General features: G+C 30.2%; 14 protein-coding genes and 1 other RNA gene. 12 read left to right on the plus strand and 3 right to left on the minus strand.

Going from position 1 to position 15667, the window contains the following annotated elements; translation table 11 throughout:
• Window positions 1-2: 2 nt before the first annotated feature.
• Entirely contained in the window at window positions 3-572 is a 570-nt protein-coding gene (locus N5D90_RS07405) for a DUF4199 domain-containing protein (RefSeq protein ID WP_280062044.1), read from the minus strand.
• Window positions 573-668: 96 nt separating this feature from the next.
• Between N5D90_RS07405 and N5D90_RS07410 the strand changes: the two genes are divergently transcribed.
• The 8 genes from N5D90_RS07410 (at window position 669) to N5D90_RS07445 (ending at window position 9290) form a co-directional block, all read left to right on the plus strand.
• On the plus strand, window positions 669-857 hold the full coding sequence (locus N5D90_RS07410; protein ID WP_280062045.1) for a hypothetical protein: 189 nt from the start codon (window positions 669-671) through the stop codon (window positions 855-857).
• Window positions 858-1028: 171 nt separating this feature from the next.
• Window positions 1029-2138 (plus strand): AraC family transcriptional regulator, encoded by a 1110-nt coding sequence (locus N5D90_RS07415; RefSeq protein ID WP_280062046.1) that lies wholly within the window; start codon window positions 1029-1031, stop codon window positions 2136-2138.
• Window position 2139: 1 nt separating this feature from the next.
• Window positions 2140-3273 carry a tetratricopeptide repeat protein gene (locus N5D90_RS07420; RefSeq protein ID WP_038335411.1) on the plus strand — a complete coding sequence of 378 codons (1134 nt, stop codon included), beginning with the start codon at window positions 2140-2142 and terminating at the stop codon, window positions 3271-3273.
• 86 nt (window positions 3274-3359) lie between these two features.
• Window positions 3360-4673 (plus strand): T9SS type A sorting domain-containing protein, encoded by a 1314-nt coding sequence (locus N5D90_RS07425; RefSeq protein WP_038335404.1) that lies wholly within the window; start codon window positions 3360-3362, stop codon window positions 4671-4673.
• 182 nt (window positions 4674-4855) lie between these two features.
• Window positions 4856-4954, plus strand: an RNA gene (ffs, locus tag N5D90_RS07430) — signal recognition particle sRNA small type.
• Between the two features lie 81 nt (window positions 4955-5035).
• On the plus strand, window positions 5036-6688 hold the full coding sequence (locus N5D90_RS07435; RefSeq protein ID WP_221853939.1) for a CTP synthase: 1653 nt from the start codon (window positions 5036-5038) through the stop codon (window positions 6686-6688).
• Complete coding sequence (gene yidC / locus N5D90_RS07440) at window positions 6666-8510, plus strand: membrane protein insertase YidC (protein ID WP_280062047.1); 1845 nt, start codon at window positions 6666-6668, stop codon at window positions 8508-8510. The genes N5D90_RS07435 and yidC overlap by 23 nt, the downstream gene beginning before the upstream one ends.
• 213 nt (window positions 8511-8723) lie before the next feature.
• Window positions 8724-9290 (plus strand): acetate uptake transporter, encoded by a 567-nt coding sequence (locus N5D90_RS07445; protein WP_114998990.1) that lies wholly within the window; start codon window positions 8724-8726, stop codon window positions 9288-9290.
• A 66-nt stretch (window positions 9291-9356) separates the two neighbouring features.
• Here N5D90_RS07445 and N5D90_RS07450 read toward each other — a convergent pair whose 3' ends face one another.
• The gene (locus N5D90_RS07450; RefSeq protein ID WP_114998988.1) at window positions 9357-9671 is read right to left on the minus strand and encodes a GlsB/YeaQ/YmgE family stress response membrane protein; all 315 of its coding nucleotides are present in this window, start codon (window positions 9669-9671) and stop codon (window positions 9357-9359) included.
• A gap of 119 nt (window positions 9672-9790) precedes the next feature.
• Here N5D90_RS07450 and glmM point away from each other — a divergent pair, with 119 nt between their 5' ends.
• The 4 genes from glmM to N5D90_RS07470 all read left to right on the plus strand — a co-directional run bounded on the left by glmM (window position 9791) and on the right by N5D90_RS07470 (window position 15035).
• On the plus strand, window positions 9791-11173 hold the full coding sequence (glmM, locus tag N5D90_RS07455; RefSeq protein WP_038335380.1) for a phosphoglucosamine mutase: 1383 nt from the start codon (window positions 9791-9793) through the stop codon (window positions 11171-11173).
• A gap of 92 nt (window positions 11174-11265) precedes the next feature.
• Window positions 11266-12645 carry a tetratricopeptide repeat protein gene (locus N5D90_RS07460; protein WP_280062048.1) on the plus strand — a complete coding sequence of 460 codons (1380 nt, stop codon included), beginning with the start codon at window positions 11266-11268 and terminating at the stop codon, window positions 12643-12645.
• A gap of 104 nt (window positions 12646-12749) precedes the next feature.
• Window positions 12750-13343, plus strand: coding sequence for an ACP phosphodiesterase (locus N5D90_RS07465; RefSeq protein WP_280062049.1), 594 nt, complete (start codon window positions 12750-12752; stop codon window positions 13341-13343).
• 63 nt (window positions 13344-13406) lie between these two features.
• Window positions 13407-15035 (plus strand): acyl-CoA carboxylase subunit beta, encoded by a 1629-nt coding sequence (locus N5D90_RS07470; RefSeq protein WP_219034162.1) that lies wholly within the window; start codon window positions 13407-13409, stop codon window positions 15033-15035.
• Window positions 15036-15088: 53 nt separating this feature from the next.
• Here the strand turns inward: N5D90_RS07470 and N5D90_RS07475 are convergent, their stop codons facing one another.
• Window positions 15089-15664 (minus strand): sugar transferase, encoded by a 576-nt coding sequence (locus N5D90_RS07475; protein WP_280049184.1) that lies wholly within the window; start codon window positions 15662-15664, stop codon window positions 15089-15091.
• Between the last annotated feature and the right edge of the window lie 3 nt (window positions 15665-15667).

Consider the following 15667-nt stretch of genomic DNA (forward strand, 5'->3'; position numbering starts at 1 on the left):
TGTTAAAAAACACGTTTTTTTAAGAATTGTGAAAACATCGCTGCAATTGCGATGTAGAAAGATAAGAAAATTGAGAATAATCCGAAGAAGTTTTTCACAGTAAATAAATTAAGTGTTTTATAATCATCCGAATTTCTGAATGTTTCGATGTCTTTTGCGACTTTTGGATCAGACATATTAGACGTAAAAGTATCTAACAATCCTTGTTTCAAACTATCTTGTGCCCATTCTCCATAAGTATTGAAGAATACAAAAATAACAATCAAACTCATGATTCCGGCGAAGAAAATTGTGTAGAAACCAACTTTAAAACCTTCTTTGAAAGTCATTAATTCTTCTGAAGTTTGATGATTTTTTGCTTTATTTTTCGATAAATTGAAAATTGTCAAGAAACAATATAATGCATATAAAGGTAATACAATAAAACAGCAAATCATAAAGCTGTAAGTGTAATAATCTTTTACAGAAACTGTTCCGTTTAACGAAAAATAAAAGTAAAGTGCGAAAAACAATGCTAATGTAATTGCTGCAAGCACCAAAGAGTTTTTGAAAATTTTATTAAAACTAACCATTCTGCAAAGATAATTATATCCTTTATTCTATAATACATTATTTTATATGATTTAAAAAGGAATTTGTATTGATAAAAAATTTATTTTTGTTAGGAAATGAATTTATTTTTTAGCCGATTTTACGCATTTACATTAGTGTTTTTAAGCTTTGTATGCCAAGTTACAAATGCGCAAGAATTACTCTTGCAAAAATATTTGAAAGATTACAACTCTAGCTTGTACAATAATCCTGATGAAACAAAAACTTTTGCCGAATATTTTGTCCGAAATTCTACTGATAAATAAGAATTAATCGAAGCTTATATTTTATTAGCTAATGCAAATTATTTTGGAGGCAAATATAACGAAGCGCTTGATAATGCAGCAAAAGCAAACACAGAAGCGATTATAGAAAACAACACAGAATTAATTAAAGAATCCGAATTTGTTTTAAATAAAATTTATCAACGATACAATTTGCTCGACTTTTCTGAAAAATATTTACTAAACAATTCATCTGACGAAAATTCGATCTTACTAGCCAATCAATATTTTTATAAAGGCGATTATTCTAATGCACTTAAAATATTAACCGAAAAAAAATCATTAAATATTGAAGAACAAATAACATTATCAAAAATATATTTAAAAAATCATCTTTATAACAAAGCGTTTCATTTATTATCTCAACTGGAACGTAAACAAAATATAGGAAATTATTTCAAAGCAAGGATTTATCTATTATTGGGCGAATATTATTTTGATAAAAGATCCAACACAGAAGCTGTTTCATATTATCAAAAAGGATTATTGTATGCAAAAAAGATTAATCATTCTGATCTAATAAAAGATGCTTATTATAATTTGGCTAGTTTGTTTTTAGCCAATCATAATGTAAATGAGTTTGATATTTATAATGAAAAATATGATTCTATAACAACAATTAATTCTCAAATTAATCAAGAAATAAATAATTCTATTTTTCATCATCAATCTAAAATAATTGAAGTTAAAAAATTAAAAAAAGAAAAACTTTATCATATAATTTCTGGAGGTTCTATTATTTTATTATTATTAATTTTAGTTATATATAGTATAATAATTAATAAGAAAAATGAAAAAATCCGTGTTACAAAGACTATTATTAACACTTTAAAAGAAGCGCAAGAAGAAAAGGAAGTTGTAAAATCTGAAGTTAAAAATCAAATCAAAACAGATTTGATTCCTAGAGAAAAAGAAGAAATTATTTTGCAAAAAATTGCTTCTTTTGAACAAACGAACAAATTTTTGTCAAAAAATGTTTCGCTTGGTTTAATTGCTTCTCAATTGGATACAAATACAAAATATTTATCTGATATAATTAATAGACATAAACAAAAAAATTTTAATACCTATATAAACGAGCTTCGTATAAAATATATTTTGAACAAACTCACTTCTGATTCTAATTATTTGAATTACAAGATTTCATATTTAGCAGAAGAAAGTGGTTTTTCTTCTCACAGCAGTTTTGTTTCTGCCTTTAAAGCTTATACAGGAACTACTCCTACAATTTTTATACAAACCATTAATCAATCCCAAGCATAATATGAAATATAGTGTTTATTTTACGATTTTTCTTCTGAATTGTATTTTTTGTTTTGGACAAAGTGATTCTATTGAGCTTAAAAATATATATGATGTTGCAAGGGAAAACATCTATAACAATCCAAAGAAAGCTATATCTCAAGCCGATGTTTTGATAAAAAACAGCCATGGTAATGTCGGAATATTAGTAGATAGTTATTTTTTGAAAGCAAATGCATATTCAAATTTAAGAGATAATGAGAAGGCATTATTTTATTTAAACAAAACGTATACTATTGTTAAATCGCTTAAAAATGATGCTCAAAAAGTAGATGTAATTCACAGAATAGCTACTATTTATCAGAATTTGAAATTATATGACAAATCATTATCTTATCTAAATGAAGCTGAAAAAATAATTAGTCAATTAAAAAATGAAGATAAAAAATTTGAAACAATTAGTTATAATTATACGGTAAGAGGATTAATTTTTAAGGATTTAAATAATTGCGAAACTGCAATTGATTATTTTAACAAGGCAATAAAAAATTACGATAAAATAAATAACAAATTTATTGCTTCGTCTAACAAAAGTGTTATTTATTACAACTTAGGCTTTTGTTATTTCAAAACAAATGTAAAAACATCAGAAGAAGCTTATCATAAATCGTATGAATTAGCAAAAAAATCTGGAACTAATATTTTGATTGCTTATTCCTTAAAAGGTCTTGGCGAATATTATTTCAAAACAAATAACTATGAAACCTCTCTTGATTATCTTAATAAATCATTACAATCATTAGATAAAACAGAAGATCCTACATTAAAAAGAAATATCTATAATTTAATTAGCCTAAATGCAATTGCAAAACAAGATTGGCAACTTTTTGAAGAAGCTGATAGTTTATCTTCTATCTATAATAAGCAAGTTGTATTATCAGAAACGAAATCTGTATATAAAGCTATACAATCAATTGAAGAAGACGCAAATTATGATGAAAAGAAATCGTTATTTACTTCTATTTTCACCATTATTCTATCATTCATTATAATATTATTAATCAGTTTTTTATATTTTAGAAAAAAGAAAAAAATCACTTCAGAAAACATTGCTTTAAATCAAGAATTATCCAGATTATTAAATAAAGAAAAGTAAATTAATAATTCACGAATTTCAAATAGCAAACAGAAGTGATTTCTGAAAATGAATATTAATTTTGAATTCAAGAAATTAATATTTATATGAAAAAACATTACTTTTTATCCCTATTTGTTACTTTATGTACTTTACAAATAAATGCACAAACAGAAGCTTATTTTTCTCAAGCTTTAGGTACATCAATTAGAAGTATTAATAATAATGGATTAGGTTTATCTGCTGTAAAATATTTCGATTACAACACAAAGGTTTACACAATTGCTGAAACAGCTTTAGGAATAAGTCAATTAAATACAATTAATGACAATGGTGATATTACTGGAGAAATGAAAATTTCTGGAACAAGTAATAAAGTACCTGCTTTTAAAACAAAAACAAGTGATTGGAAACAAATTGGCGTTTTTCAAGATTTTGTTTTCGGCAAAAGTACCTTTACTGTTTTTGATTATTCCGAAAATGGAAAGTATATCGTTGGTCAAATGTCAAAAAGAATTAATAATAAAGACATATATGGATCTTTTATTTACTATACAGAAACAGGCGAACTAAGACCTATATTTAATGAAAAATATTTAGCATTAGCTGTTTACACTATTAATGACGAAGGGTTAATGGCTGGATGGGTTGATGATGAAGGAAATAATGGAGGAACAAGACGAATCCCCTGTTTAATCGATCAAGATTTAAAGATTACATACATAGATGAAACTCTTCCGAAATCCGCAGTTTCAGATATTATGAAAATTAATGTAAATGGGCTAATGGCAGGAGAATGGGAAGGACTTCCTATGGTCTATAATCATAAAACAGGTGAAAGAAAATCTATAAAAATCTATGATGGTTTTTATGCAGGAGCTTTTGAAGATATTTCTGATAATGGAATTGCTGTAGGATATATGACTACTATGAATAGTGCTAATCAACTAGTTAGAGAAGCTGTAATTTGGCATGAATCTTTTGGAGATCAAGTACAACTTTTAAGCGATTATGTTAAAAAAGCTGGTTTCTCTATTGATACTTATGATGGAATGATGGGAACAGCTTTAACAATATCTAATAACGGAAAATATATTGGAGGTTATGATAATTCTGCTTTTAACTTTGGAAGAGGATGGGTTGTCAAGCTAAGTGAAAAACTATTAAATACAAACGAAAGTATCAAATATACAAGTAATATAAACGTCTATCCTACTTTGGTTACATCAACACTTAACATTTCATCTGATTATATTATCAATCAATATACAATTACAACTATTGACGGGAAAGTAGTTAAAAAATCAAATCTTAATAATATAAAAGAAAAGATTGAAGTATCATCATTATCAAAAGGAATTTACATTATTACAATCAATTCAAATCATACTACCAAATCTGTAAAATTTATTAAACAATAATAAAGTAAATTCATTTCATCAATTACTTTTATTAAAGTAAATTAATTTTTTTCAATGTGGGTGGAACTTTTATAGTTCCACTTTTTTATTGTAAATCAATTCATTATTTACATTTTTGATAAAATTATTTATTTTTTTCCCTAAACCCTTTTATTTTTACAAAACTTTCTTACCTTTGCATCAGGCAAGTCCTACACAACCAGCTCCTGTTGAATCCTCCAGGACGGGAACGTAGCAAAGGTATACGGTCGTAGCGGTGTGATGTAGATCGCTTGCCTATTTTTATTTCTCTAAATTTCACTCCCACTTTTTTTTACCCCATTATTTATTCGTAAATTTGCAACCATTGATTTAAAGATTCAATGGAAACAAACAAAGCACCAAAGTACATTTTCGTTACCGGAGGAGTAACATCGTCGTTAGGAAAAGGAATCGTAGCATCATCATTAGGAATGCTACTAGAAGCAAGAGGATATAGAGTAACAATTCAGAAATTGGATCCCTATATAAATGTAGACCCAGGAACACTTAATCCTTACGAGCATGGAGAATGTTACGTTACGGAAGACGGTGCAGAGACCGATTTAGATTTAGGACATTATGAGCGTTTCTTGAACCGCGCAACATCTCGTGCTAACTCAGTTACTACAGGTCGTATTTATCAAACAGTTATAGAAAAAGAACGTCGTGGAGATTATTTAGGAAAAACAGTTCAGGTTGTTCCTCATATCACAAACGAAATCAAACGTCGTATCAAATTATTAGGTAATACAGGTGATTATGATATCATCATTACTGAAATTGGAGGTACGGTTGGAGATATTGAGTCTTTACCTTATATCGAATCTATCCGTCAGTTAACTTGGGAATTAGGAGAGCATAATTCTTCTGTTATTCACTTAACATTAGTCCCTTATTTAGCTGCTGCGGGTGAATTAAAAACAAAACCTACTCAACATTCTGTTCGTACATTAATGGAAAATGGTATTCATGCCAATGTTTTAGTTACACGTACAGAGCGTCATTTACCAAAAGATGTAAAAGCTAAATTGGCTTTATTCTGTAATGTTCGCAAAGAAAATGTGATTGAAAGTATGGATGCGGACACAATTTATGAGGTTCCATTCTTATTACATGAACAAAATTTTGACGAAGTTGTTTTAAAAGGCTTAGATTTGCCAACTGATCAAGAACCAGATTTTACAGTTTGGAACAAATTCTTATCAAATCATAAAAATCCTAAAAACGAAATCGAGATTGCTTTAGTTGGTAAATACGTTTCGTTACACGATTCTTATAAATCAATTACAGAAGCATTTACGCATGCTGCTGCAACTTGCGAAACGAATGTAAAAGTTCGTTGGGTATATTCTGGCGATATTACAGAAGACAATGTTGGAGAGCAATTGAAAGGAGTTTCGGGAATTTTGATCGCGCCAGGTTTTGGAGATCGTGGTATTTTAGGTAAAATAATTGCTGCAAATTATGCACGAAGAAATAATATTCCAACATTAGGAATTTGTTTGGGAATGCAAATTATGGCAATCGAATTTGCGCGTAATGTTTTAGGTTACGAAAAAGCAGATTCAGCAGAAATGGATTTAACAACGCCTTATCCTGTTATCAGTTTGATGGAAGATCAAAAAGATGTTTCGGACAAAGGAGGAACAATGCGTTTAGGAAATTGGAAATGTGAATTAACTCCTAATTCAAAAATTGAGAAAATTTACAACACAACCGAAATCTTAGAACGTCATCGTCATAGATATGAATTCAACAATGATTTTTATGATGAATTTGTTGAAAACAATTTTATTCCAGTTGGTAAAAATCCTGAAACAGAATTAGTAGAAATTTTAGAACATAATCAACACCCATATTATATAGGTGTACAATTCCACCCGGAATATAAAAGTACAGTTGCTTCGCCACATCCTTTATTTATAAGTTTTATCGAAGCTTCTTTATTGAATAAACAAAATGATTTATTAAATGCAACAAGAGAAAAAATTTGATTTTAACCAAACGATTGGTTTTATTTTAATTGCAATTCTTTTTGGCGTATTCTATTTTCTAAACAAACCTTCGGAAGCGGAGGTCGAAGCACAGAAAAAAGAATTAGTTCAAAAGCAAGAGCAAGCGAAAAAACAGGAACAATTAAATAAAACAGCTACAACACAAGCTTTTCAAACTGTAGATCCTACATTAGCAAAAGATATTGAAGTTAGTAATGATAAATTAAAAGTTACTTTTTCGCCAAAAGGAGCTCAAATTTCTGACGTACAAATCGTTGGATATACAGCTTACAATGACAAAAAAGATGGACACAAAGATCTTTTACATTTGATAAAAGATGGATCAAGTAAGTTCAACTTATCATTCAAAACAAAACAAGGAGCTGTTCTTAATGTTTCGGATTTAGTTTTTGTGCCTCAAGTACAGAAAAATGCGAACAATACAATTGTTACGTTTACAGCGAATGCTCAAAATAGTCAAATTCAATACATCTATACATTAGGAGATTCTTATGGTATCGATTTCGAAATTAAAACGCAAGGTTTATCTAACATCACTTCTGAGAAAAATGTAGATTTAGCGTGGACAATGGACGGTTTCAGTACTGAGAAAGGGAAAGATCAAGAAAAATATTGGTCGCATACTTATTTTCAGTTCAAAGGAAACAAAGACATCGAATACGAATTATTTGGTTCTGACGAATGGGAAGAAGAGGAAGCTATTTCTTGGGTAGCCAACAAACAACAATTCTTCGCAACAGTTTTATCAAATGATGTAGGGTTTAAAACAACAAAAGGTGGTTCTAAAAACTCTGATAAAGAGGATTTAACTTATAGTAAACACTATCACTTAAACTCTAAATTAGAGTTGAAAAATAGTGAAATCAATTCTAAATTCACATGGGATTTTATTCCATTGGATTATAAAATGTTGAAAGATTACAACGACAAAGGATTCCAAAACTTAATTGACTTTGGTTGGGGATTATTTGGTTGGTTGAATAAATATTTCTTCTTGAATGTTTTCAAATGGTTAGCTTCAGTAGGAATCACTTACGGATGGGTAATCTTTTTGATGACAATCGTTGTAAAATTGATTTTATCTCCAATTATGTACAAACAATACCGTCAATCTGCATTGATGAAAGTTGTTCGTCCAGAGTTGAATGAAATCAACGAAAAATACAAGGATCCGAAAGATGCGATGAAGAAGCAACAAGAAACAATGGCAATTTATCGTAATGCAGGAATCAATCCATTAGCAGGATGTTTACCAGCATTATTACAAATTCCTATTTTCTATGCGTTATTCCGTTTCTTCCCGAACTTAATCGACTTGAGAGGTGTTCCTTTCTGGTTCGTAGATGATTTAACAGCCTTCGACGATTTAATCAAATTACCAGAATGGGTTCCATTCCTTAATGGTCACTTAAGTGTATTCGCTTTATTATATATTGTTGCAATGATGATTTATTTTAAAGTTTCTGGATCTATGGATAACTTCCAAATGCCACAACAAGAAGGAATGCCAAACATGCAATTCATGAAATACATGATGTATGTAATGCCAGTTTTCTTCTTTGTATTCCTTAACAATTACGCTTCAGGTCTATCTTGGTATTATTTAGTATCCAATGCGATTAATATTTTCATCGTGTTATATATTAAGAAATATATGATTCACGAAGCGAAGATTCATCAAATCATCGAAACAAATAAAACGAAACCTAAAAAAACAGGTAAGTTTGCTTCGAAAATGCAAGAAATGATGAAACAAGCTCAAGAAATGCAAGAGCAACAACAAAAGAACAAAAAGAAATAATCACATTATATTTCAAATTAAAAAATCCGTTAATAATAATTAACGGATTTTTTAATTATTTAAGACAATAAAAATTTTAGTAACCAATTTATTAAATACCAATAATTTATTCAATTAAAAATACTTTTGTAGTGTATATTATACACTTTTTATGAATAAATTCTTTTTTATTTATTATTTTCAGATTATTATTGTCTCAAAATAATAAATAACATGAATAATATTTACTCGATTAAAGACCAAACAGCAAACCCTGGACCTTTAGGATTATTTGGTTTTGCAATGACAACTGTTTTATTAAACATACACAATGCAGGCTTTTTTCCTGTTAATAGTATGATTATGGGAATGGGTGTTTTCTTTGGAGGTGGAGCACAATTTGTGGCTGGCGTTATGGAATGGAAAAAAGGAAACAACTTTGGTAGTATTTCATTCATGTCTTATGGCGCTTTTTGGTTAACACTTGTATTTACATGGTTAGCACCGATGTTTGGCGTAGAAAAACCGGACGGAAATTCAATGGGATGTTATTTAGGAATGTGGGGATTATTTACATTAATCAACTTTTTACAAACATTAAAAGGTAATTTGGTCGGAAAATTATTATTTGGTTCATTAACTTTATTGTTCTTTTTATTGGCAGCAGGTAACTTTACAGGAAGTCAAAGTATTTTACATTTTGCTGGTTGGACAGGAATCATCTGCGGATTTATTGCTTTTTACGAAGCTTCTGCAATTATGATTAATCAGAAATACGAAAAAGCAATTCTTCCTCTATAAATAGTATGAATAAAAAAAATCCTTTATCAGAGACTGATAAAGGATTTTTTTTATAATTGTAATGAATTATTTATTAAACATTGGTGCTAATAATTTTTTCCAAATAAATAAGATTAATAATGCTCCTAAAATTGAAAAAATCCAATCCAACGGACTGAAAAAACTTACTTCTCCATCATGAGAAATTCCTAAAATTGTACGCATATAAGCTCCTAAATATGCACCAATAATACCTATAAGTGCAGTTACCCAAAATCCTCCCGGATCTTTACCTGGCATTATTGCTTTAGCAATTCCAGCACAAATTAAACCGAACACTAAGTATACCAAAAAGCTCCAAACTCCGGTAATACCTAACATAATAAATGAAGTTGTCATCATAATTAATACTATTTTTTATGGTTTTAAAAATTGTTAAGTAAATCTTAACTAAAATCGTTCCAAAAAGGTAAGAAAAGTTTTTGTAATTTGTAAATTTGTATCACTATAAAATAAAATTTATGTCTCTAATCAAATCTATTTCAGGTTTTCGTGGAACAATCGGAGGAAAACCGGGAGATAATTTAACTCCTATAGACGCTGTAAAATTCGCAGCTGCTTACGGAACTTGGCTTAAGAATCAATCAAATCAATCAGAATATAAAGTAATTGTAGGGCGCGACGCTCGTATTTCTGGACAAATGGTTTCTCAATTAGTTTGTTCAACTTTACAAGGATTAGGAATTAATGTTGTCGATTTAGGTTTATCTACAACGCCAACTGTAGAAGTTATGGTGACACATTTGCATGCAGATGGAGGAATTATTTTAACTGCTTCTCACAATCCAAAAGAATGGAATGCATTGAAATTATTGAATGCAAAAGGAGAATTTGTTTCTGCTGCAGATGGCGCACAAATTTTAGCTTTCGCAGATAAAGATGATTATACATTTGCTGAAGTTGATGATTTAGGTTCTTATGAAACTTTTGATGATGCAATTGATTTACATATCGAGAAAATTTTGGCTTTGCCATTAGTAAATACAAAAGCAATTCAAGAGAAAAATTTCAAAGTTGCAATTGATGCAGTAAATTCAACTGGAGGAATTGCAATTCCTAAGTTATTACAACGTTTAGGTGTCATTCATTACGATATGTATTGCGAGCCAAACGGGCATTTTCCACATAATCCAGAGCCTTTAAAAGAACATTTAGGTGATATTTGTAAAAAAGTAATCGACGAACAAGCTGATTTCGGGATTGTAGTTGATCCAGATGTTGACCGTTTAGCAATTATCGACGAAAAAGGTGAAATGTTTGGAGAAGAATACACATTAGTTGCAGTCGCAGATTATGTATTATCAAAAACGCCTTCAGCAACAGTTTCTAACTTATCATCTTCTCGTGCTTTACGCGATATTTCTGAAAAATATGGTCAAAAATATTCACCATCAGCAGTTGGAGAAGTGAATGTTGTAGTTGAAATGAAAAACGTTGACGCAAAAATTGGTGGAGAAGGAAACGGTGGTATTATTTATCCAGAATTGCACTATGGACGCGATTCTTTAGTAGGAATTGCTTTATTCTTGACATATTTAGCTGAACAAGATAAATCAGTTTCTGAAATTAGAGCTTCTTATCCAGCATATTTTATGGCGAAAAAGAAAATCGAATTAACACCAGAAATCAATGTGGACGAATTGTTAGTGAAAATTCAAGAAGTTTACAAAAACGAAGAAATCAATACAGTTGATGGAGTTAAAATTGATTTCCCTACAGAATGGGTTCATTTAAGAAAGTCAAACACAGAGCCAATTATTCGTATTTATACTGAAAGTACTTCAGAAGAAAATGCAAATAAATTAGCTGATAAAATGATCGAAAGCATCAAAAATATTATCTAAAACAATCTATTTTAATTGTTTAACAAATGTGCAAAACTCTAACAATTCGTTATGATTTTTGCACATTTTATTTTGTAAATTAGTCTATCACTATGGACGAAGATTTTTTTAATAACGAGCTAATTGAAGGTTTTGAGCAAATGCTTGATAATCGTGAATATAAGTATTACGATTCGGAGGATTTGGTCGAAATTATTGAGTTCTATCTTGAAGTAAATGATAGCGAATATGCAAAACGTTCGTTAGATTTTGCAGAAAAAATGCATCCCGAGAATATAGATATCAAAATCAAGAGAATTGAATATTTTCTTACAATCGAGGATTTAAAAAAAGCTGCAAAACTCATCAAAGATTTAAAAGATTTAGCTGCAAACGAGTTAGATTATCTTCTGGTGCAAGCGCGTTTTTGGGGATTGAAAAATATGCCTCGAAAAGCGATAAGTTTTTATGAAGAAGCTTTGCAAATAGACGACGAAGAAACTGATTTTATTTGCAATTGTATCGGAAATGAATATTTGAATTTAGATGAAGTTCATTCTGCGTTGATTGCATTCAGAAAAGCATTGAAATTCAATCCAGAAAACGATTATACTTTCTATTCTATCATTCAATGTTACGAGGAAATTCATAATCCTGATGAATGCATCGAATTTTTAAAAGATTTTATTGACGATAATCCATATTCGGAAGTTTCTTGGTTGCAACTTGGTTTGTTGTACAATCACAAAAAAATGTATGACGAAGCTATAAATGCATTGGATTACGTGCTCGCGATTAATCCTAACTCTATTGTTGGTCATGCTAACAAAGCGGTTTCATTGGAAGAATTAGGAGAATACAATAAAGCAATAGAAACGCTAGAAGAAACATTAGAATTTGATGATTCGCCAGCTGTTACGCATATGAAAATTGGTGAATTATACGAAAAGTTAGAGAAACCACAAAAAGCATTGAAAGCTTATCATATTGCGATAAAAGAAGATCCGCAATTGGATAAAGTTTGGGCAAAAGCAGCTTCGCTTTACAACAAATTAGGAAATATAGAAGAAGCCGAATATTACATTCAGCGTGCAATAGAATTAAATGACGATAGTTACGAATATTACACAGATTCGACTTATTATTTTCTGAAACAAATGAAGTTTGAAGAAGCGTTAAAAAACCTTTCGAAATTGGTTCAATTAAAACCTTTGGTTTTCAATACTTGGTTTGCTTACGTCGAAACTTTAATTGCTGTTGGCGAATACGAGGAAGCGATTGCAGTCTTATTAACAGGCGCTTTGAAGAATTTTAATCGTGCCGAATTTTTCTATCAATTAAGCAATGTTTATTATATTACAGAGCAAGATCAATTAGGAAATGAAGCGTTGCAAAATGCATTAAGTTTGGATCGAAATTTAAAAGATTCAATGATTGAATACTATCCGATTTTAGAAGAAAAAATCAATCAAATTTCTGGAAATAACGAATAAAAATATAATTCTTAAGCCATCTTTTTTAGATGGCTTTTTTCTTCACAGTAAAATAACACAGGTTTATACAAAAAAACTTAACTTTATGAAACTAAACAAGCCTTATGAACTTTATCGCACATCAATATTTATCTTTCGGAAATCAATCGCTTCAAATTGGGAATTTGCTTGGTGAAACTGTAAAGGGAAAACAATATTTAGATTTTCCAGAAGATATTCAGAAAGGCATTTTATTGCATCGTTCGATTGATACATTTACAGATTCTCACGAAACGGTGAAGAAAAGTTCAAGTTATTTTCACGAAACACAGCACAAATTTGCACCAATTATTATTGATGTGATTTATGATTATTTTTTGATTAAATATTGGAATAATTATTCTGAAACTCCTTTCGAAAAATTTAAAACAGATTGTTATCAATTATTTAAGGATGAATACAATTCGCTTCCAAAAAAACTACAAGAAACCATTTTTTATTTGCTAAAATATGATTGGTTCGAAAATTATTCGACCATAGAAGGTGTTCAAAAAACATTAAAAGGAATCGGAAGTCGAGCAAAATTTGAGAATAATTTACATCAAATCATTCCCGAATTTGAAAAAAGTTATGCGAATCTAGAAACTGATTTTCTGTCATTTTTTCCTCAAATCCAAACGCATTGCATGAACTTTGTATTCGTTGATTCTCAAGTCTAAATTTCATTTTAAGAATTCGATAAAATTCATTAGTTTAGGGCTGTAAACAAACAGAAAACCACAATGGATTTAACTTTTAATAAAAGAGAGGATCATAACAAATTATTACTTTCTAAACTACGCCAAAAACTGAAACAAGTTTACCTTGGCGGAGGTCAAAAAAGAATTGATGCGTTGCATAGCAAAGGAAAAATGTCTGCAAGAGAACGTATTGATTATCTTTTAGACGAAAAAAAACCGAACATTGAGATTGGTGCTTTAACAGGCGATGAAATGTACAAAGAACACGGCGGATGTCCTTCGGGAGGTGTTGTTGTAAAAATTGGTTACATTTCTGGCAAACAATGTATTGTTGTTGCGAATGATGCAACTGTAAAAGCTGGTGCTTGGTTCCCAATTACAGGTAAAAAGAATTTGCGTGCGCAAGAAATTGCGATGGAAAATAAATTACCAATTATTTATTTAGTGGACAGCGCAGGTGTTTATTTACCAATGCAAGATGAGATTTTTCCTGATAAAGAAATGTTTGGTCGAATTTTCCGCAATAATGCAATCATGTCATCAATGGGAATTACTCAAATTTCTGCTGTGATGGGAAGTTGTGTTGCTGGTGGAGCATATTTACCAATTATGAGCGACGAAGCAATGATTGTAGACAAAACGGGTTCTATTTTCTTAGCTGGAAGTTATTTGGTAAAAGCTGCTATTGGAGAAGACATCGACAACGAAACTTTAGGTGGAGCAACAACACATTGCGAAATCTCTGGTGTGACTGATTATAAAGCAAAAGATGATAAAGATGCGTTGGATAGAATAAAATCTATCGTTGGTAAAATTGGTGATTATGAAAAAGCTGGATTTAATCGAATTGAAGCAGCTAAACCTGCTTTAGATGAGCAAGAAATCTATGGTATTTTACCTGAATCTCGTGCTGAGCAGTACGATATGTATGAGATTATTAACAGAATTGTTGATAACTCGGAATTGGACGAATATAAGCCTGATTATGGGAAATCAATCATCTGTACGTATGCGCGAATTGATGGTTGGGCGGTTGGAATTGTAGCTAATCAACGTAAAATTGTGAAGTCTAAAAAAGACGGAATGCAGTTTGGTGGCGTGATTTATTCAGATTCTGCAGATAAAGCAACTCGTTTTATTGCGAATTGTAACCAAAAGAAAATTCCGTTAGTTTTCTTACAAGATGTAACTGGTTTTATGGTTGGATCTAAATCTGAACATGGTGGTATTATCAAAGATGGTGCGAAAATGGTAAATGCAGTTTCGAATTCTGTTGTTCCAAAATTCACGATTATAGTTGGAAATTCTTATGGCGCAGGAAACTATGCTATGTGTGGAAAAGCATATGATCCTAGATTAATTACAGCTTGGCCTTCGGCTCAATTGGCAGTTATGGGAGGTGAACAGGCTGCGAAAGTTTTGTTACAAATAAAAGAAGCCACTTTGAAAGCACAAGGTGTAGAAGTTGATGAAGTGAAAAAGCAAGAACTTTTGAACGAAATTACAGCAAAATACAATGATGAAACAAGTCCTTATTATGCTGCGGCACGTTTGTGGACAGATGGAATTATTGATCCTTTGGATACGCGTAAATGGATTTCGATGGGAATTGAAGCTGCAAATCATGCTCCGATTGAAAAACAATTTAATTTAGGTGTTATTCAAGTTTAGAAAAACAAAAATATTTTTAAAAATAGAAGAGAATCCAATTTTAGGATTCTCTTCTATTTTTTGAATATTGTTTGAAACATGTAAATCAAATCTTGTCGAAAACTCCAATTCTTTACATATTCTACATTGATCTTAACTTTATCTGGCCAAAGAATTTCATCATTATATTTGATTGGATCATTTACATTGGATAAAATTTCTTCTTCTTTACGATATTTCAATTGAGCAGGACCAGTAATTCCAGGTTTAACTTTCAACATCAATCTATCCTCTCCAATCAATTTATCCGCATAACCAGCGACATCAGGACGAGGTCCAACAAAACTCATTTCTCCTTTTAAAATATTGAACAATTGAGGTAATTCATCCAATTTATAATCTCGAAGAATCTTTCCAATTTTGGTAATTTGATGTTGATCCGTTGTTATTGTCGATTTAGAAACCCCTTTCATCGTTCTGATTTTATAAATATTGAAAAATCTTCCGTCTTTCCCAACTCTTTTTTGTGTAAAAACGCCAAATTGATTGGTATCTATAGAACTTATGATAATTAACAAAACAATTAATCCCACTAAAAAAATTAGTAGGATTAATGCAAGTATATAATCAAATATGTTCTTTAAGATCATTTC

The sequence above is a fragment of the Empedobacter sp. GD03797 genome, from assembly GCF_029842105.1.
Lineage (GTDB): Bacteria > Bacteroidota > Bacteroidia > Flavobacteriales > Weeksellaceae > Empedobacter > Empedobacter falsenii_C.

Excerpts from the sequence above, each read along its gene's own strand:
- glmM (WP_038335380.1), top strand. The coding sequence starts at position 9,791 with ATGTCTCTAATCAAATCTATTTCAGGTTTTCGTGGAACAATCGGAGGA.
- yidC (WP_280062047.1), top strand. The coding sequence starts at position 6,666 with ATGCAACAAGAGAAAAAATTTGATTTTAACCAAACGATTGGTTTTATT.
- N5D90_RS07470 (WP_219034162.1), top strand. The coding sequence starts at position 13,407 with ATGGATTTAACTTTTAATAAAAGAGAGGATCATAACAAATTATTACTT.
- N5D90_RS07475 (WP_280049184.1), bottom strand. The coding sequence starts at position 15,664 with ATGATCTTAAAGAACATATTTGATTATATACTTGCATTAATCCTACTA.
- N5D90_RS07435 (WP_221853939.1), top strand. The coding sequence starts at position 5,036 with ATGGAAACAAACAAAGCACCAAAGTACATTTTCGTTACCGGAGGAGTA.
- N5D90_RS07445 (WP_114998990.1), top strand. The coding sequence starts at position 8,724 with ATGAATAATATTTACTCGATTAAAGACCAAACAGCAAACCCTGGACCT.
- N5D90_RS07450 (WP_114998988.1), bottom strand. The coding sequence starts at position 9,671 with ATGATGACAACTTCATTTATTATGTTAGGTATTACCGGAGTTTGGAGC.
- N5D90_RS07405 (WP_280062044.1), bottom strand. The coding sequence starts at position 572 with ATGGTTAGTTTTAATAAAATTTTCAAAAACTCTTTGGTGCTTGCAGCA.
- N5D90_RS07460 (WP_280062048.1), top strand. The coding sequence starts at position 11,266 with ATGGACGAAGATTTTTTTAATAACGAGCTAATTGAAGGTTTTGAGCAA.
- N5D90_RS07425 (WP_038335404.1), top strand. The coding sequence starts at position 3,360 with ATGAAAAAACATTACTTTTTATCCCTATTTGTTACTTTATGTACTTTA.
- N5D90_RS07420 (WP_038335411.1), top strand. The coding sequence starts at position 2,140 with ATGAAATATAGTGTTTATTTTACGATTTTTCTTCTGAATTGTATTTTT.
- N5D90_RS07410 (WP_280062045.1), top strand. The coding sequence starts at position 669 with ATGAATTTATTTTTTAGCCGATTTTACGCATTTACATTAGTGTTTTTA.
- N5D90_RS07465 (WP_280062049.1), top strand. The coding sequence starts at position 12,750 with ATGAACTTTATCGCACATCAATATTTATCTTTCGGAAATCAATCGCTT.